This window comes from Pseudomonas sp. UBA6310, from assembly GCF_002438225.1.
Taxonomy (GTDB): domain Bacteria; phylum Pseudomonadota; class Gammaproteobacteria; order Pseudomonadales; family Pseudomonadaceae; genus Pseudomonas_O; species Pseudomonas_O kuykendallii.
Genome location: NZ_DJTK01000033.1, coordinates 43686 through 69476, shown reverse-complemented (window position 1 = coordinate 69476; position 25791 = coordinate 43686). Strand labels below are relative to the sequence as shown.

General features: G+C 67.0%; 25 protein-coding genes. 13 read left to right on the top strand and 12 right to left on the bottom strand.

The features are described 5' to 3' along the window. On the bottom strand, window positions 1–365 hold a 365-nt coding region (locus B3E91_RS07745; RefSeq protein WP_287028959.1), incomplete at its 3' end, for a contractile injection system protein, VgrG/Pvc8 family. 106 nt (window positions 366–471) lie between these two features. After that, window positions 472–990 (bottom strand): Hcp family type VI secretion system effector, encoded by a 519-nt coding sequence (locus B3E91_RS07740; protein WP_090224712.1) that lies wholly within the window; start codon window positions 988–990, stop codon window positions 472–474. A 407-nt stretch (window positions 991–1397) separates the two neighbouring features. Between B3E91_RS07740 and hexR the strand changes: the two genes are divergently transcribed. The 3 genes from hexR to B3E91_RS07725 all read left to right on the top strand — a co-directional run bounded on the left by hexR (window position 1398) and on the right by B3E91_RS07725 (window position 3881). Beyond that, a complete protein-coding gene (gene hexR, locus B3E91_RS07735; RefSeq protein WP_090224714.1) occupies window positions 1398–2264 on the top strand; it encodes a transcriptional regulator HexR in 867 nt (288 codons plus the stop codon). 81 nt (window positions 2265–2345) lie between these two features. Beyond that, window positions 2346–3593, top strand: a complete 1248-nt coding sequence (locus tag B3E91_RS07730; RefSeq protein ID WP_287028958.1) for a ubiquitin-like protein — start codon at window positions 2346–2348, stop codon at window positions 3591–3593. 84 nt (window positions 3594–3677) lie between these two features. Continuing rightward, entirely contained in the window at window positions 3678–3881 is a 204-nt protein-coding gene (locus tag B3E91_RS07725; RefSeq protein WP_090224717.1) for a PA3496 family putative envelope integrity protein, read from the top strand. Here the strand turns inward: B3E91_RS07725 and B3E91_RS07720 are convergent. Further along, window positions 3835–4785, bottom strand: coding sequence for a LysR family transcriptional regulator (locus tag B3E91_RS07720; RefSeq protein WP_287028955.1), 951 nt, complete (start codon window positions 4783–4785; stop codon window positions 3835–3837). The two genes, B3E91_RS07725 and B3E91_RS07720, sit on opposite strands and share 47 nt — an antisense overlap. A 207-nt stretch (window positions 4786–4992) precedes the next feature. Between B3E91_RS07720 and B3E91_RS07715 the strand changes: the two genes are divergently transcribed. The 4 genes from B3E91_RS07715 (at window position 4993) to B3E91_RS07700 (ending at window position 9391) form a co-directional block, all read left to right on the top strand. After that, a complete protein-coding gene (locus B3E91_RS07715; protein WP_287028954.1) occupies window positions 4993–6408 on the top strand; it encodes an acetyl-CoA carboxylase biotin carboxylase subunit in 1416 nt (471 codons plus the stop codon). A 60-nt stretch (window positions 6409–6468) separates the two neighbouring features. After that, window positions 6469–8277, top strand: coding sequence for a sodium-extruding oxaloacetate decarboxylase subunit alpha (oadA, locus tag B3E91_RS07710; protein WP_287028953.1), 1809 nt, complete (start codon window positions 6469–6471; stop codon window positions 8275–8277). 128 nt (window positions 8278–8405) lie between these two features. Then, window positions 8406–8798, top strand: a complete 393-nt coding sequence (locus B3E91_RS07705) for a hypothetical protein (RefSeq protein ID WP_287028952.1) — start codon at window positions 8406–8408, stop codon at window positions 8796–8798. A gap of 155 nt (window positions 8799–8953) precedes the next feature. Further along, the gene (locus B3E91_RS07700; protein ID WP_090224725.1) at window positions 8954–9391 is read left to right on the top strand and encodes a CBS domain-containing protein; all 438 of its coding nucleotides are present in this window, start codon (window positions 8954–8956) and stop codon (window positions 9389–9391) included. A gap of 57 nt (window positions 9392–9448) precedes the next feature. Here B3E91_RS07700 and B3E91_RS07695 read toward each other — a convergent pair whose 3' ends face one another. From B3E91_RS07695 to B3E91_RS07680, 4 genes are all read right to left on the bottom strand, one after another. Next, complete coding sequence (locus B3E91_RS07695) at window positions 9449–10549, bottom strand: polyamine ABC transporter substrate-binding protein (protein ID WP_287028951.1); 1101 nt, start codon at window positions 10547–10549, stop codon at window positions 9449–9451. Window positions 10550–10599: 50 nt separating this feature from the next. After that, window positions 10600–11628: a histone deacetylase family protein gene (locus B3E91_RS07690; RefSeq protein WP_287028950.1), complete on the bottom strand. Its 1029-nt coding sequence runs from the start codon at window positions 11626–11628 to the stop codon at window positions 10600–10602. A gap of 141 nt (window positions 11629–11769) precedes the next feature. Further along, on the bottom strand, window positions 11770–12780 hold the full coding sequence (locus B3E91_RS07685; protein WP_287028949.1) for an AraC family transcriptional regulator: 1011 nt from the start codon (window positions 12778–12780) through the stop codon (window positions 11770–11772). Window positions 12781–12846: 66 nt separating this feature from the next. Then, window positions 12847–13698, bottom strand: coding sequence for an NAD-dependent epimerase/dehydratase family protein (locus B3E91_RS07680; protein WP_287028948.1), 852 nt, complete (start codon window positions 13696–13698; stop codon window positions 12847–12849). A 184-nt stretch (window positions 13699–13882) separates the two neighbouring features. Here B3E91_RS07680 and exbB point away from each other — a divergent pair, with 184 nt between their 5' ends. From exbB to B3E91_RS07650, 6 genes are all read left to right on the top strand, one after another. After that, entirely contained in the window at window positions 13883–14878 is a 996-nt protein-coding gene (exbB, locus tag B3E91_RS07675; RefSeq protein WP_287028947.1) for a tonB-system energizer ExbB, read from the top strand. A 3-nt stretch (window positions 14879–14881) separates the two neighbouring features. Beyond that, window positions 14882–15304, top strand: a complete 423-nt coding sequence (exbD, locus tag B3E91_RS07670; protein WP_090224732.1) for a TonB system transport protein ExbD — start codon at window positions 14882–14884, stop codon at window positions 15302–15304. Then, a complete protein-coding gene (locus B3E91_RS07665) occupies window positions 15301–16038 on the top strand; it encodes a TonB family protein (protein WP_287028946.1) in 738 nt (245 codons plus the stop codon). The genes exbD and B3E91_RS07665 overlap by 4 nt, the downstream gene beginning before the upstream one ends. A gap of 280 nt (window positions 16039–16318) precedes the next feature. Beyond that, complete coding sequence (locus B3E91_RS07660; RefSeq protein WP_090224735.1) at window positions 16319–17248, top strand: hydrogen peroxide-inducible genes activator; 930 nt, start codon at window positions 16319–16321, stop codon at window positions 17246–17248. Next, a complete protein-coding gene (gene recG, locus B3E91_RS07655; RefSeq protein WP_273234837.1) occupies window positions 17245–19320 on the top strand; it encodes an ATP-dependent DNA helicase RecG in 2076 nt (691 codons plus the stop codon). The genes B3E91_RS07660 and recG overlap by 4 nt, the downstream gene beginning before the upstream one ends. A gap of 88 nt (window positions 19321–19408) precedes the next feature. Continuing rightward, a complete protein-coding gene (locus B3E91_RS07650) occupies window positions 19409–20815 on the top strand; it encodes an aminoacyl-tRNA deacylase and HDOD domain-containing protein (RefSeq protein ID WP_287028945.1) in 1407 nt (468 codons plus the stop codon). 57 nt (window positions 20816–20872) lie between these two features. Here B3E91_RS07650 and B3E91_RS07645 read toward each other — a convergent pair whose 3' ends face one another. The 5 genes from B3E91_RS07645 to B3E91_RS07625 form a co-directional block, all read right to left on the bottom strand. Then, entirely contained in the window at window positions 20873–21265 is a 393-nt protein-coding gene (locus B3E91_RS07645) for a helicase (protein ID WP_287028944.1), read from the bottom strand. Between the two features lie 171 nt (window positions 21266–21436). After that, a complete protein-coding gene (locus tag B3E91_RS07640; RefSeq protein ID WP_255964714.1) occupies window positions 21437–21730 on the bottom strand; it encodes an HU family DNA-binding protein in 294 nt (97 codons plus the stop codon). Window positions 21731–21896: 166 nt separating this feature from the next. Next, window positions 21897–23045, bottom strand: a complete 1149-nt coding sequence (locus B3E91_RS07635) for an NAD(P)/FAD-dependent oxidoreductase (RefSeq protein WP_287028942.1) — start codon at window positions 23043–23045, stop codon at window positions 21897–21899. 140 nt (window positions 23046–23185) lie between these two features. Beyond that, on the bottom strand, window positions 23186–23353 hold the full coding sequence (locus B3E91_RS07630; protein WP_090224747.1) for a rubredoxin: 168 nt from the start codon (window positions 23351–23353) through the stop codon (window positions 23186–23188). Between the two features lie 187 nt (window positions 23354–23540). Then, window positions 23541–25715 (bottom strand): malate synthase G, encoded by a 2175-nt coding sequence (locus B3E91_RS07625; RefSeq protein ID WP_287028940.1) that lies wholly within the window; start codon window positions 25713–25715, stop codon window positions 23541–23543. Between the last annotated feature and the right edge of the window lie 76 nt (window positions 25716–25791).

Genomic DNA, 25791 nt, shown 5'->3' with positions numbered 1-25791 from the left:
AGCACCTGGGCGACGATCTGCGGCACGCTCAGGTGCTGGAAGATGCGCTGGTTGATCCGGTAGGCCAGGTACGCCAACTGCGGCACCAGGGTCATCCGATAGCGGGTCAGGCGCTTGCCGGACTCGCCCTGGGCGATGCTCCGGACCAGCCCGTGGATGCCGCCGCCGGCGTGTGAAAAGGCCAGGAACGCGGGTGTGTGCAGGAAGGACTCCAGCTCCAGGTCCGGATGCTCGCTGACCAGTTCCAGGTCGAAGGCATAGGGCGTGGAAAGCGCCTCGCGACCCTGGAACGCGAGCACCTGCAGGTCGTGCGCCTGGCCTTCGAGGCTCAGTGTGAAGTGCGCGGTGTTGGCCGCTGCGAACATTCCCTGTCTCCCGGTGATGCGAAGGACGCTCTGCGTGTAAGCCTCGCTGGGCGAGCAGAGCGCGCCGGAAAAGGTGCCAGGGCAGTCCATGCCCCGGCGAGCGGATTCAGGCGGCGATCGGCGTGCGCCAGTCGTCGGAGCCCGAGGTGCCGGACACTTCATGGGTCCAGACGATCTTGCGGTAGGTGAAATAGACGTCTTCGAGATGGGTAAAGTGCGACAGGTTGGGGTCCTGGCAGTTCGGCATCCGCGACTGCACGTCGACGATCACCGCGTCCTCCAGCTCGATGGTGAAGTAGTGCTCCTGAGTGCCGGTGGAGGAGGTGCGGTACCACTCCAGGCGGCACTTGCTCAGGCGCTCGCCGGAGGTCAGCGAGTTGAAGATCAGCGGCGAGGATTTGTCGAAAACCTTGGTGATCATCAGCGGCTTGTGCACGCGCTGGCCGGTCGGCTGGCCGGACTGCGGGTCGCGCGGAATGATCACCTGGTGGTTGAAGGCCTGGACCAGGATCTGGTCCTCGTGGCCTTCCTGGAAGATGTTGCCCACCGAGTCCTCGGTGAAGGTGCCGGCGGTGATCAGGCCCTGCTTGGTGCCTTCGAGGGACAGGTACGCGGGGGTTGGCATGAGTGCTCTCCTTGCTGTCATGGACCGGTTGGCCCGGGAGCAGCTGCTCTAACGAAAAACGTGCCAGGCGAGGAAATATCGAGCTTTATCAGCCGCTTGTGGATTCGTGCGGCGAAACAGAGTTTTTGCCGACGGCGAAGCCCGCTCCAGCTGCGCAAACCTCTGCCGAATCCCCGGCAGGGCGTTGCGCAATGGCCGGATACGCGCGGCCCACGGCGCCTGGCGGGTTCGGCGGAGCGCTGGCAGCACCCCGCCTGCGCAGGAAGCTGCGCAGGCGCGGAGAGCGGCGAAGGAACGCGCACTACACAGATGAAAGCCGCACCGCGACTGGGCGCGAAGGCTTTTCATGTAGTATAACTACAAGGTCACTACAGCCCCGACCACCCGATCCCGAACGAGTCCTGCCTGTGAACCTGTTGCAGCACATCGCCCAATCCCGTCATCTCCTGCGTAAATCGGAACTCAAGGTCGCCGACCACGTGCTGCTCGATCCAGCCGCCGTGATGCACAGTTCCATGGCTGATCTGGCCCATGACGTCGGCATCAGTGAACCGACCATCGTGCGCTTCTGCCGCGCCATCGGCTGCAACGGTTTCCAGGACCTCAAGCTGAAGCTGGCGCAAAGCCTGGCCGCCGGCGCCAGCTTCGGCCAGTTCGCGATCCATGAGGACGACTCGGTCACCGACTTCAGCCTGAAGATCTTCGACACCACGCTGCACACGCTGATGGAAGTGCGCGAGCACCTCGATCCGCAGGCGCTGCAGCGCGCCATCTCCGCCTGTGCGCAGGCGCAGCGCGTGGAGTTCTACGGTTTCGGCGCATCCGGGGCGGTGGCGGCGGACGCGCAGCACAAGTTCTTCCGCCTGCTGCTGACCGCTGCCGCTTACTCGGACCCGCATATGCAGGCGATGTCGGCGGTGACGCTCAAGCCCACTGACGTGGCCGTGTGCATCTCGCAGTCCGGGCGCTCCAAGGACCTGCTGATCACCGCCAACGTGGTTCGCGAGAGCGGCGCCACGCTCATCACCCTGTGCCCGAGCCAGACGCCGCTGGCCGACCTGGCGACCGTCAACCTGGCCATCGATGTGCAGGAAGACACCGAGATCTACACCCCGCTGACCTCGCGCATCGCCCACTTGGTGGTGATCGACGTGCTCGCCATGGGCGTGGCGATGGCGCGCGGCCCGGCGTTGGTGAACCATCTGAAGAGCGTGAAGCGCAGCCTGAGAAGCCTGCGCCTGTCGCCGAAGACGACGAAGCAGCAGGGCGAATAGTCAGAACCTTTGTTCTGGCTCTGATGCTGTCACTTTGCTACCGTGCGCGGCTCTGCTGATTTCGCCCCCGGATGCCGCCCCATGCCTCACGTTCTCAAGCGTTCTCTCCCCCTGCGCGCCCTGCTGATGGTGTTGGTGTGCGGCCTGGCCACGCCTGCGTTCGCCATGCAGATTTTCGTCAAGACGCTGACCGGCAAGACCATCGCACTGGAGGTCGAGCCGAACGACACCATCGAGGACCTCAAGGCGAAAATCCAGGAAAAGGAGGGTGTCGCGCCGGAGCAGCAGAAACTGATCTTCGCCGGCAAACAGCTCGAGGACGGACGCACGCTTGCCGACTACAACATCCAGAAGGAATCGACGCTGCATCTCGTGCAGGTGCAGGTCCAGGTGCAGCCGGGCGCGCTCGACGGGCTGCGCCGGCAGGCCAGCGGAGTCTCCAGCCTGGCGATCGATTCGGCGGTCCTGGTGCTGAGCGGGAACCACGGCCATCCGCTGGATATGCGCGTCGCGCCCGGCAAGCAGAACTGCGCCTGGCTGGCGGGTGACTGGGGTGGCGATGACCTGAGCGGCACCGGCGACACCGGCGGCGCCGCGGAGGTGGGTGGATGCCAGCGCCTGACCGAGAGCGGTGCCCAGTTGGGTCTCGCTGTCGGCAAGACCCGCGCGCAGGACGGTCATGCGGGCCCCGGCTCCGTCAAACAGCGCGGTGAGTATCTGCTGCTGGAATTCATCGCGCCGGTGGCGGCCGTGTCGCCGAATCTGTGGTCGACGCTGACGGCGTACTACAACCATGGCGAAGCCGATACCCGCCGCGAGTACTCGACTCTTCTCGGCGCCGAGACGTCCAGCGCCGACCCCAAGGTCGATACCTGGGCGTTGCGCGCGCGCCTGGACTGGGAGCGCCTGTGGCAGCCGATGGGGGTGGAACTGTCGCCCTATGCGGACCTGAACTACGTGCAGGCGCGGGTTTCGTCGTATGACGAGAAGGGCGGCAGCCAGGCGATGTCGCTGGCCACGCGCGAGCAGGCCGTCTCGGAAATGCGCCTGGGCCTGAACGCCCGGTATCCGCTGGCCGACCATCTCGAGTTGCTGGCCGGCTTCGAAGGCGTTCGTCGGGTGCAGGATGACGCCGATGACATCGACGCCTACTGGGGAGCGCAGCGTTTCAGCCTGCAACAGGCTTCGGACGACCGCGCCTGGGTGCGTGCCCAGCTCGGCGCCGCCTGGCGGATGCAGGAGAACCGGGTAGCGCTGCTGTTCAACGCCACCAGCGAAGGCCAGCAGCCCGCGCGTTGGGTGGCGATGAGCTGGACGGGCTCATTCTGACGCGCTGAGGCGTCCGCGCTGTCGCCAAACCGTCATTTGCACGCAGGATACTGGTGCTCCACTCGTCCAAGGGGAGTACCAGCAATGCTCAGTCAGCCCTCCACCCTCGACAGCAAGAACCGCCGCAAGCAGCTCGACCAGCGGCGCATGGAATTCCGCCGCGCCATCGAGGCTTATTCCGAGCAGCGCCTGCTGCAACAGGAACTCGATGCCTACCCCGACCTGATTGCCCTCAACGCCCTCAGCGGTTCGCTGGACGACCGCCGAAGCGCGCCGCCAGCGCACTGATCCTCGCCCGTTCGCCGCGGACGAAGGCGAAGAAGGTCTGCGCCACCGGCGAGAGGTACTTGCCGCGCGGGTGCACCAGGCACCAGCTGTGCATCAGCGGCAGTTCGCGCACCGGCAGCTCGCGCAGCAGGCCGCCTTCCAGCTCGCGGCGCACCGCGTGGCGGGGCAGCAACGCCAGGCCGAGCCCGGCGATCACCGCTTCGCGTTGCGCCTCGGTGGAGCTCAGCTCCAGGGTCTGGGCGAAGTGCGCGCGCTTCTGGTGGAAGTAGTCCTCGCAGGCCTGGCGTGTGCCGGAGCCGGTTTCGCGGATCAACAGCGGCCAGGGCGTCAGGTCCTGCAGCGTCAGTGAGGCCTCGGCGCACAGCGGATGCCCGGCCGGAGCCACGGCGACGATCGGGTTGTCGAGGAACGGCAGGAATTCCAGGGAGCCGTCCTGCGGCACCTGGGACATGATCAGCAGGTCGTCGCGATTGGCCGACAGCCGACGCACCGCCTGGACATGGTTGATCACCACCAGTTGCAGGCTGACTTCCGGATGGCTCTCGCGAAATGCGGCGAACAGGTGCGGCACGAAGTATTTCGCCGAGGATTCCACCGCCAGTTTGAGCTGGCCCTGCAGCGAGCCCTGCAGGTCGGACAGCTGCATGTCGAGGCTTTCCAGGCGCCCGAAGATGTCCAGGCTGGCGCGCTTGAGCGCTTCCGCCGCATCGGTGAGGTAGAGCTTCTTGCTCACGTAGTCGAACAGCGGCTGGCCGATCAGCTCTTCCAACTGACGAATCTGCAGGCTCACCGCCGGCTGGCTCAGCGACATTTCCTCCGCGGCGCGGCTGTAGGAGCGCGTGTCGCACACCGCGTTGAATACCTGGAGTTGGCGCAACGTCATGCGCATCAAGGACTTACGCATCTATTCCGACCTCTTTCGCGCCGCGTTGGGGATTACCGGTTGCTCGAACGAGCAGAAAGATAAGTCATTCCTAATAGCTGACCCAACAATTATTGATTTTTGCTGATCGGTGATCCGGCGTAGTGTTGCCGCAAGGCCGCTACATGAAGTCCGGTCGCACGCCGCCCACACGCTGGGCATCTGTTCACTGGGTCGAGGAAGACACGCGTGATCAAGAAAATCCTGATCGCCAACCGCGGAGAGATTGCCGTCCGTATCGTGCGCGCCTGCGCCGAGATGGGCATCCGTTCGGTGGCCGTCTACTCCGAAGCCGACCGCATGGCGTTGCACGTCAAGCGCGCGGACGAGGCGCATTTCATCGGCGATGATCCGCTGGCCGGCTATCTGAACCCGCGCAAGCTGGTCAACCTGGCGGTGGAAACCGGCTGCGATGCACTGCATCCCGGCTATGGCTTTCTCTCGGAGAACGCCGAGCTGGCGGAAATCTGCGTGGAGCGGGGCATTCGCTTCATCGGTCCGTCGGCCTCGGTGATCCGCCGCATGGGCGACAAGACCGAAGCGCGGCGCAGCATGATCAAGGCCGGCGTGCCGGTCACGCCGGGCACCGAGGGCAACGTCGCCGACCTTGCCGAAGCACTGCGCGAAGGCGAGCGCATCGGTTATCCGGTGATGCTCAAGGCCACCTCCGGCGGCGGCGGGCGCGGCATTCGCCGTTGCAACTCGCGCGAGGAGCTGGAGCAGAACTTCCCGCGGGTGATTTCCGAGGCGACCAAGGCGTTCGGTTCGGCCGAGGTGTTCCTCGAGAAGTGCATCGTCGAGCCCAAGCACATCGAGGCGCAGATCCTCGCCGACTCCTTCGGCAACACCGTGCACCTGTTCGAGCGTGACTGCTCGATCCAGCGGCGCAACCAGAAGCTCATCGAGATCGCCCCGAGCCCGCAGCTCACCCCCGAGCAGCGTGCCTACATCGGCGACCTGGCGGTGCGCGCGGCCAAGGCGGTGGGCTACGAGAACGCCGGGACCGTGGAGTTCCTGCTCGCCGACGGCGAGGTGTACTTCATGGAGATGAACACCCGGGTGCAGGTGGAACACACCATCACCGAGGAAATCACCGGCATCGACATCGTCCGCGAGCAGATCTGCATCGCCTCCGGGCTGCAGCTGTCGGTGAAGCAGGAGGACATCCAGTACCGCGGCTTCGCCCTGCAGTTCCGCATCAACGCCGAGGAGCCGCGCAACAACTTCCTGCCCAGCTTCGGCAAGATCACCCGCTACTACGCGCCCGGCGGCCCCGGCGTGCGTACCGATACGGCGATCTACACCGGCTACACCATCCCGCCGTACTACGACTCCATGTGCCTGAAGCTGATTGTCTGGGCGCTGACCTGGGAGGAGGCGCTGGCGCGCGGTTCGCGGGCGCTGGACGACATGCGCCTGCAGGGGGTCAAGACCACCGCCACCTACTACCAGCAGATTCTCGAAGACCCGGAATTCCGCAGCGGCCAGTTCAACACCAGCTTCGTCGACAACCATCCGGAGCTGCTGAACTACTCGATCAAGCGCAAGCCGGGCGAGCTGGCCCTGGCCATCGCCGCCGCCATCGCCGCCCACGCCGGGCTTTAACGAATCGTGCCCGGCCTGGGCCGGGTCGCCGCGGATCAGCGGCCAGAGGGAGAATCAGAGATGAGCAAGAAGATCACGGTCACCGATACCATCCTGCGCGACGCCCATCAGTCGCTGCTCGCCACGCGCATGCGCACCGAAGACATGCTGCCGATCTGCGAGAAGCTCGACCGCGTCGGCTACTGGTCGCTGGAAGTCTGGGGCGGCGCCACCTTCGACGCCTGCGTGCGCTTCCTCAAGGAAGACCCGTGGGAGCGCCTGCGCCAGCTGCGCGAGGCACTGCCCAACACGCGCCTGCAGATGCTCCTGCGCGGGCAGAACCTGCTCGGCTATCGCCACTACAGCGACGACGTGGTCGAGGCGTTCGTCGCCAAGGCCGCCGCCCGCGGCATCGACGTGTTCCGCGTGTTCGACGCGATGAACGACGTGCGCAACCTGGAAACCGCGATCCGCGCGGTGAAGAAATCCGGCAAGCACGCCCAGGGCACGCTCTGCTACACCACCAGCCCGGTGCACACGGTCGACGCCTTCGTCGCCCAGGCCAAGGCCATGGAAGCGATGGGCGTGGACTCCATCGCGATCAAGGACATGGCCGGCCTGCTGACGCCGTTCGCCACCGGCGACCTGGTCAAGGCGCTCAAGGACGCCTCCCCGCTGCCGGTGTTCATCCATTCCCACGACACGGCCGGCGTCGCCAGCATGTGCCAGCTCAAGGCCATCGAGAGCGGCGCCGACCACATCGACACCGCCATCTCCAGCATGGCCTGGGGCACCAGCCATCCGGGCACCGAATCGATGGTCGCCGCGCTGCGCGGCAGTCCCTACGACACCGGCCTCGACCTGGCGCTGATCCAGGAGATCGGCGTGTACTTCTACGCGATCCGCAAGAAGTACCACCAGTTCGAGAGCGAATTCACCGGCGTCGACACCCGTGTGCAGGTCAACCAGGTGCCCGGCGGGATGATTTCCAACCTCGCCAACCAGCTCAAGGAGCAGGGCGCGCTGAACCGCATCAACGAGGTCTTCGAGGAAATCCCGAAGGTGCGCAAGGACCTCGGCTACCCGCCGCTGGTGACGCCCACCTCGCAGATCGTCGGCACCCAGGCGGTGTTCAACGTACTCGCCGGCGAGCGCTACAAGACCATCACCAACGAGGTGAAGCTGTACCTGCAGGGCCGTTACGGCACGGCGCCGGGCGTGGTCGACGACAAGCTGCGGCACCTGGCGATCGGCAACGAGGAGGTCATCGACGTGCGCCCGGCCGACCTGATTGCGCCGGAGCTGGACAAGCTGCGCAAGGAAATCGGTGCGCTGGCCAAGAGCGAAGAGGACGTGCTGACCTACGCGATGTTCCCCGACATCGGCCGCAAGTTCCTCGAGGAGCGTGAAGCCGGCAACCTGGTTCCCGAAGCGCTGCTGCCGATTCCGGAAGCCGGCGGCGTGGCACCGGTGAGCGGCAAGGGCGTGCCCACCGAGTTCGTCATCGACGTCCACGGCGAGAGCTACCGCGTCGACATCACCGGCGTCGGCGTCAAGGGCAGCGGCAAGCGGCACTTCTACCTGTCCATCGACGGCATGCCCGAAGAAGTGGTGTTCGAGGCGCTCAACGACTACGTCGCCGGCGCCGACGGCGGCCGCAAGCAGGCCAGCGCGCCGGGCGACGTGAGCACCAGCATGCCGGGCAACATCGTCGACGTGCTGGTCAAGGAAGGCGACACGGTCAAGGCCGGCCAGGCCGTGCTGATCACCGAGGCGATGAAGATGGAAACCGAGGTGCAGGCGCCCATCGCCGGTACCGTCAAGGCGGTGCACGTGGTCAAGGGCGACCGCGTCAATCCGGGCGAAGTGCTGGTGGAAATCGAAGGCTGACAACTGCCGGGTATGAAAAGGGAGCCTTTGGGCTCCCTTTTTCTTGTGCGCCGGAATGCCATCGGTATACTCCGCGCCCGCCGGGCTGGACCCCGGCATTTCCCGTCCCCACAAAAGGAATTGTCCGCATGTCCTTCCTGCGCATCGCCCTGTTGCTTTGCCTCGCCCTTCTCACCAGTGCCTGCTCCACCAAGGCCTGGTTCAAGTTGCCCGAGCAGAGCACCCTCGCCATCGACGGGCGTCCCCAGCAGTACCACCAGGGTCTGATCAAGGTTCGGCCGTTCTTCTGGAATCGCGCCGGCGGCGTGCCCTATACGCTGACCAGCGCCACCGGCTCTACCGAGCGCGGCCGTCTGCGCGCGCGCTTCCGCCCGGCTTCGATCTTCTGGCCGCCCTTCGCGATCATCTACTGGCCGATGGGCTTCGGGCAGCGTTGCTACGACATGACCGGCGCCACGCCGAGCCTCTGCAGTCCCGACGATCTGACCGCGCTGAAGAAGGCCTACCGCGCGGCGCGCTGAGCCGCCGACACGGCTGACCTCCTGTGTTTGGAGCGCGTACGCGAATTTTCTCAATCGCGTCGATGCGTTATGTCGCTTTGAACTGGCGCGCTGGCTACGGAATGCTATGACCAATACAGCCAGCCGCCGGCGTGGGCGAGAACAGGGGGAATCCGATGAAAAGCGTTGCGCAAATTCTCAAGGGCAAACAGATCCAGAGCATCCACACCATCGCGCCCGAGGACACCGTGCTCGACGCGCTCCGGCAGATGGCGGAGAAGAATGTCGGCGCGCTGCCGGTCACCGATGTCGACGGCCGCCTCGTGGGCATCGTCAGCGAGCGTGATTACGCGCGCAAAGTGGTGCTGCAGGGGCGTTCCTCGATCGGTACGCCGGTCAGCGCGATCATGACCTCGGCGGTGATCACCGTCGATCCGCGCCAGGACATCAAGGAATGCATGCAGCTGATGACCGAGCGCCACCTGCGCCATCTGCCGGTGATCGAGGAAGGGCGGCTGATCGGCCTGCTGTCGATCGGCGACCTGGTGAAGGAGATCAATGCCGAGCAGGAAAGCCTGATCCAGCACCTCGAGGGTTACATCCGCGGCGAATGATGGCGGCAGAACGAAAAAACCGGCCACTGGCCGGTTTTTTTTGGGCGTCGAAAACCTTCAGGTGCCGGACTTGATCTTGGTCCAGGCGCGGGTGCGCTCGCGTTCGGCCTTCGCCGGCAGCGGGCTGACCGTGTAAAGCGTCTTCTGCGCGTCGGCGGTGGGCGTCAGTCCGACGTTCTCGCTGATCTCCTTGCTCACCAGCGGCATCGAGTCGGCGTTCGGGTTCGGGTAGCCGAGGAAATCGCTGATCGGCGCGATCACCTTCGGATCGAGCAGGTTGTTGAGGAAGGCGTGGGCTTCCTCGACGTTCTTCGCGCTCTTCGGAATGGCGAAGGTATCGAACCAGATCGGCGCGCCTTCCTTCGGCAGGCGCCAGTCGACCACCACGCCGTTGCCCGCTTCCTTGGCCCGGTTGCCGAACTGGTAGAAGCTCCCCGAGTAGCCCACCGCGACGCAGATGTCGCCGTTGGCGATGTCGGTCATGTACTTCGCCGAGTGGAAATAGGTGACGTAGGGACGGACCTTGAGCATCAGCTCGGTGACCTTCCTGTAGTCATCCGGGTTAGTGCTGTTGGGGTCGAGGCCCAGGTAGTGCAGGGCGATCGGCAGGATTTCGGTCGGCGAGTCGAGCATCGCCACGCCGCAGGCCTTGAGCTTCTCCATGTTCTCCGGCTTGAACACCAGGTCCCAGCTGTCCACCGGCGCGTCGTCGCCCAGCGCGGCCTTGACCTTGGCCGGGTTGAAGCCGATTAGCACGGTGCCGTACATGTAGGGCACGCCGTACTGGTTGCCCGGGTCATTGGAGTCGAGCAGCTTGAGCAGCGCCGGGTCCAGGTGCTTCCAGTTCGGCAGCTTGCTCTTGTCGAGTTTCTGGAACACGCCGGCCTTGATCTGGGTTTCGAGGAACTGGTTGGACGGTACCACCAGGTCGTAGCCGGAATTGCCGGTTAGCAGCTTGGCTTCGAGCGCCTCGTTGGTATCGAAGGTGTCCCAGATCAGCTTGATGCCGCTGCCCTGCTGGAAGTCCTTGAGGGTCTGCGGAAGGATGTAGTCCGCCCAGTTGTAGACGCGCAGTTCACGTTCGGCGGCGTGTGCCGCGCCGGCCAGCAGGGTCGCAGCGCAGATCGCGCTGCCGAGCAGGCGATGGATCTTCTTCATGTTCTTCCCCCTAATGAAATGAACTCCCAACATCGAATCGCCGCCTGTGCTCAGGCGCCTTCGAAACCTTCCAGCACATTCACCGCATTGATGCCGATTTCCTCCACCGCGTAGCCGCCCTCCATGACGAACAGCGTCGGTTTGCCGAGACGCGCGATGCGTTCGCCCATGCGCAGGTAGTCCGGGCTGTCCAGCTTGAACTGCGAGATGGGGTCTTCCTTGAAGGTGTCCACGCCCAGCGACACCAGCACCACCTCGGCGCCGTAGGCGGCGATCCGCTCGCAGGCACTGTCCAGCGCCGCGCCCCAGGCGGCCCAGGCGCTGCCGGCGGGTAGCGGCAGGTTCAGGTTGAAGCCCTCACCGGCGCCTTCGCCGGTTTCGTCGGCATAGCCGAGGAAGAACGGAAACTCGAAGCGCGGATCGCCATGGATCGAGGTGAACAGCACGTCGTCGCGCCCATAGAAGATCGACTGGGTGCCGTTGCCGTGGTGATAGTCGACGTCGAGGATGGCGACGCGCTTGCAGCCGGCGTCGAGGAAGGCCTGGGCGGCGATGGCGATGTTGTTCAGGTAGCAGTAGCCGCCCATCAGGTCGGCCGCGGCATGGTGGCCCGGCGGACGGCACAGGGCGAAGGCGCTGCGGGCGCCGCCGGCCAGGTGCTGGTGCCCGGTCAGGGCGACCTGTGCGGCGCTCCAGGCGGCCTGCCAGGTGCCGGCGGTGATCGGTGCGCCACCGTCGAAGCTGTAGTAGCCGAGCTGGCCGTGCAGGTTGTCCGGTATCACCCCGCGCAGGGTGCGCGCCGGCCAGGTGAAGGGCATCAGGTCGCCCGGTCGGCCCATCGCCGCCCAGCGTGCCCAGGCGCCCTCGAAGAATTCCAGGTAGGCGCGGTCGTGGATGCGTTCGATCGGCGCGCGGCCGAAGTCGGTGGGGGCGATCACCTCGCCGAGGTTCTGCTGGCGCACGCGCTGCAGCACGTGGTCGGCGCGCGAGGGCATTTCGAAGCACGGCTTCAACTCGCCGTCGATCAGTTCGCAGCGGCCGTGGTGCAGGCGGTGGTCGTCGCTATAGACGGTCAGCATGGTGTCGTTCTCCCGGCGATGGCTGCGTTCCAGTGTCCGGTGATTGGGCGCGCGAGGAAACGTGCGGAACGGCCAAAAAGGGATCGATGTGGCCACAGGATGGGGCCGCGGCTGCCCTCTCCCGGTGCGCGGCGGTGCTGGTCAGCCGGCCGCCGCGGGATGCCGGAAGCGGCTCGGCGTGGTTCCGCTCCAGCGCTGGAAGGCGTGCCGGAAGCTCGCCGTCTCGCTGTAGCCCATGGCTTCGGCGATGCGGTGGATCGGCAGGCGCTCCTGTTCCAGCAGCTGTCGCGCATGTTCGTAGCGCAGCTCGTCGAGCAGCGCCTGGTAGCAGGTGCCGGCGTCCTGCAGGTGGCGGCGCAGGCTGCGCGGCGAGCAGTGCAGCTGACGCGCCAGTTCCTCCAGACCGGGCGCTCGCGGCAGGGCGTCGGCGAGCACCTGGCGGGCACGGCTGATCAGCGCCTGGCGGCAGGCGAATTCGCGGTTGAGCTGGCGGCTGCGTTCGAGCATGTCGCGGTGGGTCACCGCATCGGCCAACGGCAGGCGGCGTTCGAGCCAGTGGCGCGCGAAGCCGAAGGCGTTGCGACTGGCTTCGAAGTGCACCGGGCAGGGGAAGTTGTGCGCGTAGAGCGCGTTATAGGCGGGCGAGGCGTGCTGGAAACACGCGCCGAGCAACGGCAGCGGCTGGCCGAGGAGGTCATCGCAGATCAGCTTCAGCGAGGCCAGGCAGAACTCGACGTTGAACACCTCGAGCTCGGGCAGCTCGCGGTAGCCGCCGGCCTCCATCCAGACCATGTCACCCTCGTCGCGCAGACGCAGCTCGAACAGCGTGCCGAGCAGCGCCGGGTAGCCGAGCGCCAGTTCCAGGGCGTCACCCAGGGTGGCGGCTGACAGCAGGGTGTAACCAAGCAACCCGTAGGACGACACGTGCATGCGCCGGCCCATCTCCAGGCCGAGGTCGCAGCGCTGCGCGACGGCGTTGAGGAACACGCGGCGCTCCTGGGCGATGGCGATGCGCAGGTCGGTGCGTTGCAGGTCCTGCAGGCGTATGCCGCTGCCGGCGAGCAGCGTTTCCGGGCTCATCGCGCCGTCCTGGCAGAGGATGTCGAGGGCCAGGGAGACCGCGTGCAGGGTGGTCAGGTGCGAATGCAGCATGGCGGCGACCGGCAGAGGAAGGTACTTGCCTCGCAGCAAGATGCATGCCTCGCGGCCGCCGCCGGCTCAGTCGAGCATCGCCGCGTAGCCTTCGCGGTAACTCGGATAGGCCGGACGCCAACCCAGCGCCAGCGCGCGGGCGTTGCTGCAGCGCTTGCTGCCGGCGCGCCGCGACAGCGGTTGGTCTGGCACGTCGCCGACCCGAAGGCGTTCGCGCAGCCAGTCGATCACCTCGTGCAACGGCGCCGGCGTGTCGTCCACGCCGAGGTAGCAGTCGTCCAGCGGCTGACCGGCGGCGTCCGCCTGCAGCAGGGTCGCCAGCAGGCTGGCGGCGTCGTCGCGGTGGATGCGGTTGGCGTACAGCGGCGGTTCGCGGCTCGCCTGATAGCCCTGCCGGGCCTGCTCGATCAGCCAGCGACTGCCCGGCCCGTAAAGCCCGGCCATACGCACCACGCTTGTCGGATGGCCGCTTGCGAGCGCCAGCCGCTCGGCTTCCAGCATGATCCGGCCGGTGTAGCCGGTTGGCTGGGTGGGCGAGCGCTCGTCCACCCATTCGCCGTCATGTTGGGCATAGACCCCGGTACTGGAGACGAACAGCAGGCGCCGCGGCCGCTGCTTGCGCTGCCGCAGCCAGCCGAGCAGATGGCGCACGCCCTCGACGTAGGCGGCGCGGTAGCCGGCCTCGTCATGCTGGCTGGCCGCGGCGGCGTACACCACGTAGTCGGGGGCGGCGTCCGGCCACTGCGGGGGTACGTCCGGTGCGGCCAGATCGCCCTCGACTGGAAGCACCGCCGCCGGCAGTGCGGCGACGTTTCGTCGCAGGCCGTGGACGAGCCAGCCGGCGGCGGCCAGCCGCTCGCCGAGACGACAGCCGATATCCCCGCATCCGGCGATCAGCAGCGAAGGGTGTTCGGACATCGGCGTGCTCCGCAAAAAAAGAGCAGCATAGCGGCTGCCTCGCCGCTTTCCGAGCCGGGCGACCGTAAGGTCGCGAAGCATTTCAGTTTACAAACAAGAATTAATTGCAATAATGGCAGGCCTTCCGGTCCGGCGTGCAAAACGCCCGGTAATCGCCTTTGTCTTCTTCTCAGGTCAGGCCCGCATGAAATCCACCCTCTCCAGCGCCCAGCCGTTGTCCCGCATTCTCGGTACCCTGTTGTTCAGCCTGCTGCTGACGCCGGTCGCCGGTTTCGCCCAGCAGAGCGAAGGCACCGCCAACGCCCCCGCGGCTGCTACGGTGCCGGCTCAGAACGCCGCTCCGGTGGGCGACGTGTCGCAGCAGCCGACCGTCGACGCTAGTGCGCAGGCCGCACCGCAGGGTGACGCCGCGGCACCGCCGAGCGATGCCGCCGCCGAGGCACTGGCCGCCGCCGAGACGGAAAACGGCCTGCCGCACGACCTGTCTCCCTGGGGCATGTTCCAGAATGCCGACGTCATCGTTAAAGGCGTGATGATCGGCCTGGCCATCGCCTCGGTGATCACCTGGACGATCTGGATCGCCAAGGGCCTGGAGCTGCTGCGCGCCAAGCGCCGGCTGCGTCGCGAACTGGTCGAGCTGAAGGGCGTGCGCACGCTCAATCAGGCCGCCGAACAGGCCCGCGTGAAGCACAGCTTCAGCCAGTTGCTGATCGAGGACGCGCAGGAAGAGCTGCAGCTGTCTGCCGGCAGCAGGGAAAAGGACGGCATCAAGGAGCGCGTCAGCTTCCGCCTCGAGCGCCTGGTCGCCGCCTGCGGGCGCAACATGAGCCAGGGCACCGGCGTGCTCGCCACCATCGGTTCCACGGCACCCTTCGTCGGCCTGTTCGGCACCGTCTGGGGCATCATGAACAGCTTCATCGGCATCGCCAAATCGCAGACCACCAACCTCGCCGTGGTCGCCCCCGGTATCGCCGAAGCCTTGCTGGCGACCGCGCTGGGCCTGGTCGCGGCGATTCCCGCGGTGGTCATCTACAACGTCTTCGCCCGCTCCATCACCGGCTACAAGGCGCAGGTCGCCGACGCTTCCGCCCAGGTCCTGCTGCTGGTCAGCCGCGACCTCGATCATCTGCCGACGCCGGGCGAACGCAGCCAGGCGCCGCACGTGGCCAAGGTGGGCTGAGCCATGGGCCTGCATCTGAACGAAGGGGGCGATGACCTCGTCGAGTCGCACGAGATCAACGTCACCCCCTTCATCGACGTCATGCTGGTGCTGCTGATCATCTTCATGGTCGCCGCGCCGCTGGCCACCGTGGACGTCAAGCTCGACTTGCCGGCTTCCACCGCCAAGCCCGCGCCGCGCCCGGACAAGCCGATCTACCTGAGCATCAAGGAAGACCAGAGCCTGTTCGTCGGCAACGACGCGGTCGCCAAGGAGAAGCTCGGTGCGACCCTGGACGCGCTGACCGGCGGCGACAAGGACAAGACCATCTTCGTCAGGGGTGACACCGCCGTGGAGTACGGCAACCTGATGGAAGTCATGGACGCCCTGCGCGGCGCCGGCTACCTGAAGATCGGCCTGGTGGGACTCGAGACCGTCGGAAAATGAGTCGATCGCGCATCCTGTCGCTGTGGGGCGTCAGCCTGCTGCTGGTGCTCGGGCTGCATGTCGGGTTGGCCTGCTGGGCGCTGTTCTGGCGGCCGCACACGCCGCCGGTGGAACTGCCGCCCGCGGCCATGATGGTCGAGCTGGAGCCCGCTCCGGTGAAGCCGCCGCCCCCGCCGCCGAAGGTAGAGCCCGAGCCGGAACCGGAGCCCGAGCCCAAACTGGTCGAAGCGCCGAAGCCGACGATCGCCTTGGCCAAGCCCAAGCCGGTGGTCAAGCCCAAGCCGAAGCCCGTCCAGGAAAAACCGCCGGAGCCCAAGCCGCCGCAGCCTACCCCGGAGAAAGCCGAGGAAGATGCCGAGCCGGCGCCTACCGAGCGTGCATCCGCGCCCGCTGCAGCCGAAGCGCCGAGCGTGTCGATCGCCCGGCAGCAGGCCAAGCAGACCTGGCAGAGCCAGCTGCAGACGCAACTGGCGCGCTTCCAGAAATACCCGGAAGCTGCCAAGCGCGGCGAGAGGCCCGGCATCCGCACCAACAGCCTGCGCTTCACGGTCGACGCCGAAGGCCGCGTGCTGGCCTACGAACTGGTCGGCCGCTCCGGCAACCGGCTGATCGACCGCGCCACGCTCGAAGTTATCCGCAAGGCGCAACCGCTGCCGAAGCCGCCGCCGGAGCTGCTCAACGACGGCACGATCGAGATCATCATGCCGCTGAGCTATGAGCTCAAACGCAGCTGACAACGGCGGCGTGTCGGCCAGATTGCGGTGAAGCGGGCGGCCAGATACCTCCGGGCCATGCTTGCGGCCAACGCGCGGCGGCGCGGCCCGAGGGACGAGTGAAGCGGCTACCGATCATCACTCCGCGCCCCGGGCATTGCCGGCCGCCCAGGCCTTGTCTGACGCCAACTCGCGAGGTCGCCGGCCGGCTCCGGGATTCGCGGCCGACGCCCGTCGGCCATAGCGGTTGGTTCCATCGGGTGCAGCCGTTATGCTTGGCTGCACTCAATGGAAGACACTCATGACCCTCACCGAACTGCGCTACATCGTCACCCTCGCCCAGGAGCAGCATTTCGGCCGCGCGGCGGATCGTTGTCATGTCAGTCAGCCAACGTTGTCGGTGGGCGTGAAGAAACTCGAAGACGAACTCGGCGTGCTGATCTTCGAGCGCAGCAAGAGCGCGGTGCGCCTGACGCCGACCGGCGAGGGCATCGTCACTCAGGCGCAGAAGGTGCTCGAGCAGGCTCAGGGCATCCGTGAGCTGGCCCAGGCCGGCAAGAACCAGCTCGCCGCGCCACTCAAGGTCGGCGCCATCTACACCGTCGGTCCCTACCTGTTCCCGCACCTGATCCCGCAGCTGCACCGGGTCGCCCCGCAGATGCCGCTGTACATCGAGGAAAACTTCACCCACGTGCTGCGCGACAAGCTGCGCACCGGCGAGCTGGACGCGATCATCGTCGCGCTGCCGTTCAACGAAGCCGACGTGCTGACCAAGCCACTGTACGACGAGCCGTTCTATGTGCTGATGCCGGCCGGCCATCCGTGGACCGCGAAGAAGACCATCGACAGCGAGCTGCTCAACGACAAGAGCCTGCTGCTGCTGGGCGAGGGCCACTGCTTCCGCGACCAGGTGCTGGAAGCCTGCCCGACCCTGCGCAAGGGCGAGGAAGCGGCCAAGCACACCACGGTCGAATCCAGCTCGCTGGAAACCATCCGCCACATGGTTGCCTCCGGGCTCGGCGTATCGATCCTGCCGTTCTCCGCCGTCGACAGCCATCACTACGCCCCCGGCGTGATCGAAGTGCGTCCGCTGACGGCACCCGCACCCTGGCGCACCGTAGCGATCGCCTGGCGCGCCAGCTTCCCGCGGCCCAAGGCCATCGAAGTGCTGGCCGACTCTATCCGCCTCTGCTCGGTCGCGCGCCCGCAGGATGCCGTGCAAACGGCATGACCGAACTCGCCCAGGTCCCGGTGACCGCGCTCAAGGGCGTTGGCGCGGCGCTCGCCGAGAAGCTCGCCAAGGTTGGCCTGGAAAACCTGCAGGACGTTCTCTTCCATCTGCCCTTGCGCTACCAGGACCGCACCCGCGTCACGCCCATCGGCGCGCTGCGTCCGGGCCAGGACGCGGTGATCGAAGGCATCGTCGCCGGTGCCGACGTGGTCATGGGGCGCCGCCGCAGCCTGCTGGTGCGCCTGCAAGACGGCAGCGGCACGCTCAGCCTGCGTTTCTTCCACTTCAGTCAGGCGCAGAAGGACGGCCTCAAGCGCGGCAGTCACCTGCGCTGCTACGGCGAAGTCCGCCCCGGCGCCACCGGGCTGGAGATCTACCACCCGGAGTACCGCGCGCTCAGCGATGCGCAGGACATGCCGGTGGAGCAGACGCTGACGCCGATCTACCCGACCACCGAAGGCCTCACCCAGCAGCGCCTGCGCCAGCTCAGCCAGCAGGCGCTGGCGCGTCTCGGGCCGCACAGCCTGCCGGACTGGCTGCCCGATGAACTGGCTCGCGACCACCACCTCGGGCCGCTGGCCGAGGCGATCCGCTACCTGCACCGCCCGCCGCCCGATGCCGATCTCGAGGAACTCGCCGAGGGCGCGCACTGGGCGCAGCGGCGCCTGGCGTTCGAGGAACTGCTGACCCACCAGCTGTCGCTGCAGCGCCTGCGTGAATCGGTACGCGCGCAACAGGCGCCGAGCCTGCCGCCGGCGCGCGAGCTGCCCGGGCGCTTCCTGCGCAACCTCGGCTTCGCGCCCACCGGCGCGCAGAGCCGGGTCGGCGCCGAGATCGCCTATGACCTGGCCCAGGACGAGCCGATGCTGCGCCTGGTGCAGGGCGATGTCGGCGCCGGCAAGACCGTGGTCGCCGCGCTGGCCGCGCTGCAGGCGCTGGAGGCGGGTTACCAGGTGGCGCTGATGGCGCCCACGGAGATCCTTGCCGAGCAGCACTTCATCAACTTCAGCCGCTGGCTGGAACCGCTCGGCATCGAGGTCGCCTGGCTGGCCGGCAAGCTCAAGGGCAAGGCCCGCGCGGCGGCGCTGCAGCGCATCGCCGGCGAAGCGCCGATGGTGGTGGGCACCCATGCGCTGTTCCAGGACGAGGTGAAGTTCGCCCGCCTGGCGCTGGTGATCATCGACGAGCAGCACCGCTTCGGCGTGCAGCAGCGCCTGGCATTGCGGCAGAAAGGCATCGACGGGCGGCTCTGCCCGCACCAGCTGATCATGACCGCCACGCCGATCCCGCGGACGCTTGCGATGAGTGCCTACGCCGACCTCGACACCTCGATCCTCGACGAGCTGCCGCCGGGGCGCACGCCGGTGAACACCCTGGTGATCGCCGACAGCCGCCGCCTGGAAGTGGTCGAGCGGGTTCGCGCCGCCTGCCGCGAGGGACGCCAGGCCTACTGGGTGTGCACGCTGATCGAGGAATCCGAGGAGCTGACCTGCCAGGCGGCGGAGACCAGCTTCGAGGAGCTGACCGCGGCGCTCGGCGAGGTGCGTGTCGGGCTGATCCACGGGCGCATGAAGCCGGCCGAGAAGGCCGAGATCATGGCCGCGTTCAAGCAGGGCGAGCTGCAGCTGCTGGTGGCGACCACGGTGATCGAAGTGGGCGTCGACGTGCCCAACGCCAGCCTGATGATCATCGAGAACCCCGAGCGGCTCGGCCTCGCCCAGCTGCACCAGTTGCGCGGGCGGGTCGGTCGCGGCAGCGCGGCCAGCCATTGCGTACTGCTGTATCACGCACCGCTGTCGCAGATGGGCCGCGAGCGCCTGGCGATCATGCGCGAGACCTGCGACGGTTTCCTCATCGCCGAGAAGGACCTCGAGCTGCGCGGCCCCGGCGAGATGCTCGGCACCCGCCAGACCGGCCTGCTGCAGTTCAAGGTCGCCGACCTGATGCGCGACGCCGAGCTGCTGCCGGCGGTGCGCGATGCGGCGCAGACCCTGCTGGCGCAATGGCCCCAGCATGTCAGCCCGCTGCTCGAACGCTGGCTCCGCCACGGCCAGCAATACGGCCAGGTGTGACGGCGCTCACGCGCCGCCCGCCGGGGGAGGCCGCGCTCGGCGGAAACGATGGGTATACTTCGGCACAAATGCCTGTAGGAATCAGTTGATGACCGAAGTCGCGCTTGTCTCCGACGATACGCCCCATACCCCTGCGCTGATCACGCAACTGCTGGAGAAGCTCGGCCTGCCTCTCAAGGAACGCAGCGAGCAGGGCGCGTTGAACCCGGAACAGCGGGTACAGGCGGTGCTGCTCGAGGACGCCGTTGGCGCGCTGCTGGTGCTCTACCCGCGCAGCCAGATGCTCGACCTCGGCCGCCTGGCCGAACTGACCGGGCGCCAGCTCACCGCGGTGAAGCCAGAGCGCCTGGAAAAGATGCTGAGCAAGCACGCGCTGAGCCTGCTTCCGGCGCTGCCGATGCTGACCAGCTCGCCATGCCTGTACGAAGAGCGGCTGCTGCAGCAGCGTGAGCTGAGCATCGAGTCGGGCCAGCCGGGGCTGCTGCTGGACATCGCCGGCGACAGCTTCAAGGCGTTGCTGAACAAGGCCAGCTCCGCGCATTTCGGCGAGCCGCTGAGCAACATCCGGCCGAACCTGAAACGCCCGCACGACGACCGTGCCGAAATCATCCAGGCGGTGCAGGCGTTCACCGCACGTCGCATCCAGCAGCGTCTGGAGGAAACCATCGAGATTCCGCCGCTGGCCGAGACCGCGCAGAAGATCGTCAAGCTGCGGGTCGATCCGAGCGCCAGCGTCGACGACATCACCGGGGTGGTGGAAACCGATCCCGCGCTGGCGGCCCAGGTGGTCAGCTGGGCGGCGTCGCCTTACTACGCGGCGCCGGGCAAGATCCGCTCGGTCGAGGACGCCATCGTCCGGGTGCTCGGCTTCGATCTGGTGATCAACCTGGCCCTCGGCCTGGCGCTGGGCAAGACCCTGGCGTTGCCCAAGGATCATCCGCAGCAGGCCACGCCCTACTGGCACCAGGCAATCTACACCGCCGCCGTGATCGAGGGTCTGACCCGCGCGATGCCGCGCACGCACCGCCCGGAGGCCGGCCTCACCTACCTCGCCGGGTTGCTGCACAACTTCGGTTACCTGGTGCTGGCGCACGTCTTCCCGCCGCATTTCTCGCTGATCTGCCGGCACCTGGAGGTCAATCCGCACATAGACCACAGCATCGTCGAGCATCACCTGCTGGGCATCACCCGCGAGCAGATCGGCGGCTGGCTGATGCAGCACTGGGACATGCCCGAAGAGCTGTGCACCGCGCTGCGCTTCCAGAACGATCCGGACTACGACGGCGACTACGCGGTCTACCCGAATCTGGTGTTCCTCGCGGTGCGCCTGCTGCGTGCGCATGGCATCGGCTCCGGTCCCGAGAGCGAGATTCCCGACAGCCTCTTCGAGCGCCTCGACATCACCCGCGAGAAAGCCAACGACGCGGTGAACAAGGTACTCGCCGCCGAAGCCGCGCTGCGCGAGCTGGCGTCGCAGTTCGGCAAACCGAACTGAATGCAGCCGATCTGAAAAAGGGGCCGCGAGGCCCCTTTTTCGTTGTCTGGCATCGCCTCAGGCGGCTTTGTCCACCGGCTTTTTCTTCTTCGGCGCCAGGTACTTGGTCAGGCCCTGGAACCAGATCACCAGCGCCGGGTTGCCCTGGATCTGGATGTCCTTGTTCTGGATGCCCTGCATGAACGCCAACTGTTTGTTCTTCGCGGTCATGGTGGCGAAACCGTAGGCCGCATCCTTGAAGCCGACGGCGAAGGCGGGTGCCACCGCCGGCCCGCGTTTGCCGACCACGCGATCGTCGCGAACGATGTAGTGGCGGGCGAGCTTGCCGTCGAGGGTATGCAGTTGGAAGACCAGATCCTTGCCGGCCAGCTGCTGGCGGAAGGCGGGGTTGTCGCGGCTTGCCTTGGCCATCATTCGGCCCAGCATCCAGAGAAGAAAGCGGAATTTCATGCGCAGCCTCGAGGGAGAATTGACACGGCGGCGCGATTCTAGCGGCTCGCCCGGCCCCTCACAGCTGGACTTTCGGGTGGTTCGGCGGGTGCTTCGGCAGCGGGCTGGAGCGCCCGTCGGAGACGACCCTTCGCGGCAGACGAGAGGGCCGTTCCCGACAGGTTGGCGGCGTCAGTTGACGGCGTCCTTGAGCGATTTGCCCGGTTTGAAGGCGACGGTGTTGCTGGCTTTGATCTTCACCGGCTCTCCGGTCTGCGGATTCTTCCCGGTGCGGGCTCCACGGTGGCGTTGCACGAAGGTGCCGAATCCGACCAGCGTCACGCTGTCCTTCTTGTTCAGTGCGGTGGTGATTTCATCGAGAACGGCGTTGAGTACGCGATTGGCCTGATCTCTGGTCAGGTCTGCCTTCTCGGCGATGGCGGCGGCGAGTTCCGGTTTGCGCATAGATGCCTCTTTGACGGTTATTGTTGTTGTGTCCGTGCTGTTCTTCCCGAACAGCGCCCTAGGCGCCGCAACAGCTCTGCGCTGCGGCAGACCCCACGGAGGATGGCATGCCTCCGGAGCCCGCGCCAGTCGCGGCTCAAGACTGGCGACGGTAACTCGAGGCTTTTTGCGACAGAACGGGCGGCATTTACGCCAGAAGCGCCGGCAGCTGTCGATTCAGCGCCAGTTTCTCCTGCACCGCGCTGCCGGTCAGGGCATAGCCGAGCAGCTCGCCCCCGGAGCCCAGGCACAGTGCCTTGATGTCCGCGCCGCTGCCTTCGACCTGCCATTCGCCCTGGCTGCCGCGCGGCGGCGGCGAGACCACCAGCGGGCACACCGGCGTCTTCACCGTCACCGGCATCGGGCCGTAGCTCACCGCGGTCGGCGTGCCGTTCAGCGTCTGCGCCAGCGCACGGGCGCAGCTCATCAGCGGCATCACGTAGAGCAGGTTGAGGCCGTCGACTTCGGCGCAGTCGCCCAGTGCGTAGATGTTCGCGTGGGAGGTCCGCAGCTGGCGGTCGACCATCACGCCGCGGTTGATCTGCAGCCCGGCGGCAGCGGCGAGGTCGGTGCGCGGGCGCAGGCCGATGGCGGAGACCACCAGGTCGCAGGCGATCCGCGAGCCGTCGGATAGGTGTGCGTCGAGGCCGTCGCCGGCGCGGTCGAGACTGGCCAGGGTCGGGCCGAGGTGGAAGTTCACCCCCAGGCCTTCCAGTCCGGATTGCACCGCGCGGGCGGCGGCCGGGTGCAGGAGCGCCGGCATCACCTGCTCGCAGGGCGCCACCAGGCTCACCTGGAAACCGCCGAGGCTGAGGTCGTTGGCGAACTCGCAGCCGATCAGCCCGGCGCCGAGGATCAGCACGCGGCGTTTGCCGGCCGCGGCGCTGCGGAAGCGCGCGTAGTCTTCCAGGTCGTTGATCGGGAAGATCGCTTCCTGGGCGTCGCCGGCCACCGGCACGCGCAACGTTTCGGCACCCCAGGCGAGCACCAGGTCACGGTACGGGACGGCTTCTTCGCCGATCCACAGGCGCTTGTGTCCGGGGTCGATGCCGGTGACGCGGGTGTGCGTGCGCACCTCGGCCTTGAGCTGATCGGCCATGGCGCCGGGCTCGGCCATCACCAGCGCATCGGCATCCTTGTCCTTACCGAAGCCGGTGGAGAGCATTGGCTTGGAGTAGGAGCGGCCGTCATCGGCGCTGATCAGCAGCAGCGGGGTTTCGCTATCCAGCTTGCGCCACTCCCTGGCGAGGTTGTAGCCGGCCAGGCCGGTGCCGATGATCACCAGGGGTGCACTCATGATTCTCTCCGTCGAGGATGGGGCGGGCCGACGACCGTAGCGCAAAGCGCCGCGTTCGCCAATTCGCCGCGGCCCGCCGCGCCTGCGACGGACAAAAAAACGGCGGCCGTTGGGGGCCGCCGTGGGGTTTCGGGCGCGGATCAGGCGATTTCGATCATCTCGAAGTCGCTCTTGCCGACGCCGCAATCGGGGCACAGCCAGTCTTCGGGGACGTCCTGCCAGAGCGTGCCGGCTGCGATGCCGTCATCCGGCCAGCCCTCGGCTTCGTCGTAGATCAGCCCACACACAACACATTGCCACTTCTTCATATCTACCTCAGGCGACGCTCACGGTTTGCGTCGGCAACCTATCGCAGAACGCCCGATCCGCCAAGCGGGGCGTCGGTGCGCCCGCCGATTGGCGGACAAGAACAAGCCCCGGCATGCGGGGCATGCTCGGGGCCTCGTTGGCGCCGGGCGGTTCGCGTCGCGACCGCCCGGCGGTTACGCCTTCGTATCAGCCTTTCTTGAACGCCAGGCGCCACTGGTGCAGCAGCGGCTCGGTGTAGCCGCTGGGTTGCTCGCGGCCCTTGAACACCAGGTCACAGGCGGCGCGGAAGGCGAAGGACTTGCCGAAGTCGGCGGCCATCGGCGTGTACAGCGGATCGCCGGCGTTCTGCCCGTCGACCACCTTGGCCATGCGCTCCAGCGTTTCGCGCACCTGCGCTTCGCCAACCACCCCGTGGTGCAGCCAGTTGGCGATGTGCTGGCTGGAGATGCGCAGCGTGGCGCGGTCTTCCATCAGGCCGACGTCATGGATGTCCGGCACCTTGGAGCAGCCGACGCCCTGTTCGACCCAGCGCACCACGTAGCCGAGGATGCCCTGGCAGTTGTTGTCCAGCTCCTGCTGGATGTCCGCGGCGCTCCAGTTGCGCTCGGCGGCCACCGGCACGCTGAGCAGGCCGGCGAGCAGGTCGTCGCGCTGGCTGGCGAGGTCGATCTTCTCCAGCTCCTGCTGCACGGCCTGTACGTCCACCTGGTGGTAGTGCAGCGCGTGCAGGGTGGCGGCGGTCGGCGACGGCACCCAGGCGGTGTTGGCGCCGGATTTCGGATGGCCGATCTTCTGTTCCAGCATGGCTGCCATCAGGTCCGGCATCGCCCACATGCCCTTGCCGATCTGCGCGCGACCGCGCAGGCCGCAGGACAGCCCGACCAGCACGTTGTTGCGCTCGTAGGCCTGAATCCAGGCGCTGCCTTTCATGTCGCCCTTGCGCAGCATCGCGCCGGCTTCCATGGCGGTGTGCATCTCGTCGCCGGTGCGGTCGAGGAAGCCGGTGTTGATGAACGCCACGCGGTCGCCCGCCTCGGCGATGCAGGCCTTGAGGTTGACGCTGGTGCGCCGCTCCTCGTCCATGATGCCCATCTTCAGGGTGTGGCGCGGCAGGCCGAGGAGGTCCTCGACGCGGCCGAACAGCTCGTTGGCGAAGGCCACTTCGGCCGGGCCGTGCATCTTCGGCTTGACGATGTAGACGCTGCCGCTGCGCGAGTTGCCGCGGCGCTGGAGGTCGTGCAGCGCGATCAGGCTGGTGAACACGCCGTCGAGGATGCCTTCCGGCACCTCGTTGCCCTCGCCGTCAAGGACCGCGGGGTTGGTCATCAGGTGGCCGACGTTGCGGATGAACAGCAGCGAGCGGCCATGCAGGGTCAGGCTGGAACCGTCGGCGGCGGTGTACTCGCGGTCGGGGTTGAGGCGGCGGGTGACGCGCTTGCCGCCCTTGTCCAGTTCCTCGACCAGGTCGCCCTTCATCAGGCCCAGCCAGTTGCGGTAGACCACCACCTTGTCGTCGGCGTCGACCGCGGCGATGGAGTCCTCGCAGTCCATGATGGTGGTCAGCGCGGCCTCCATCAGCACGTCCTTGACCCCGGCGGCGTCGGTGCGGCCGATGGGGCTGGAGGCGTCGATCTGGATCTCGAAGTGCAGGCCGTTGTTCTTCAGCAGCAGGGCGACCGGCTGGTCGGCGTCGCCCTGGTGACCGATGAACTTCTCGGGCTGCGCCAGGCCGCTGGTGCTGCCGTCCTTCAGTGCGACCTGCAACTGGCCGCCAACCACCTGGTAGCGTTGCGCGTCGGCATGGGAACCCTTGGCCAGCGGCGCGGCCTGGTCGAGGAAGGCCCGCGCGAAGGCGATCACCTTGGCGCCGCGCACTTCGTTGTAGCCCGGGCCCTTGCTGGCGCCGCCGTCCTCGCTGATCGCGTCGGTGCCGTAGAGCGCGTCGTACAGCGAGCCCCAGCGGGCATTGGCGGCGTTCAGCGCATAGCGCGCGTTCATCACCGGCACCACCAGCTGCGGGCCGGCCTGCTCGGCGATCTCGCGGTCGACGTTGGCGGTGCGCGCGGCGACGCTGGCCGGCTGCGGCAGCAGGTAGCCGATGGATTCGAGGAAGGCGCGGTAGGCCGGCAGATCGCTCACCGGGCCGGGGTTGGCCTTGTGCCAGGTGTCCAGCTCCAGCTGCAGGCGGTCGCGTTCGGCGAGCAGCGCACGGTTCTTCGGCGCGAGGTCATGGACCAGGGCATCGAAGCCGGCCCAGAAGGCGGCGCTGTCGATACCGCTGCCGGGCAGAACTTCGTCGTCGACGAAGCGTTGCAGGTTGGCGGCGACCTGCAGGCGATTGAGGGTTACGCGTTCGGTCATGTTCGGTCTCTCTCTTGTTCGGGTAACGATTGCAGCCTGTTCGTCTCTATCGCGCGGCCTGCGGGGCAGGTGCTCT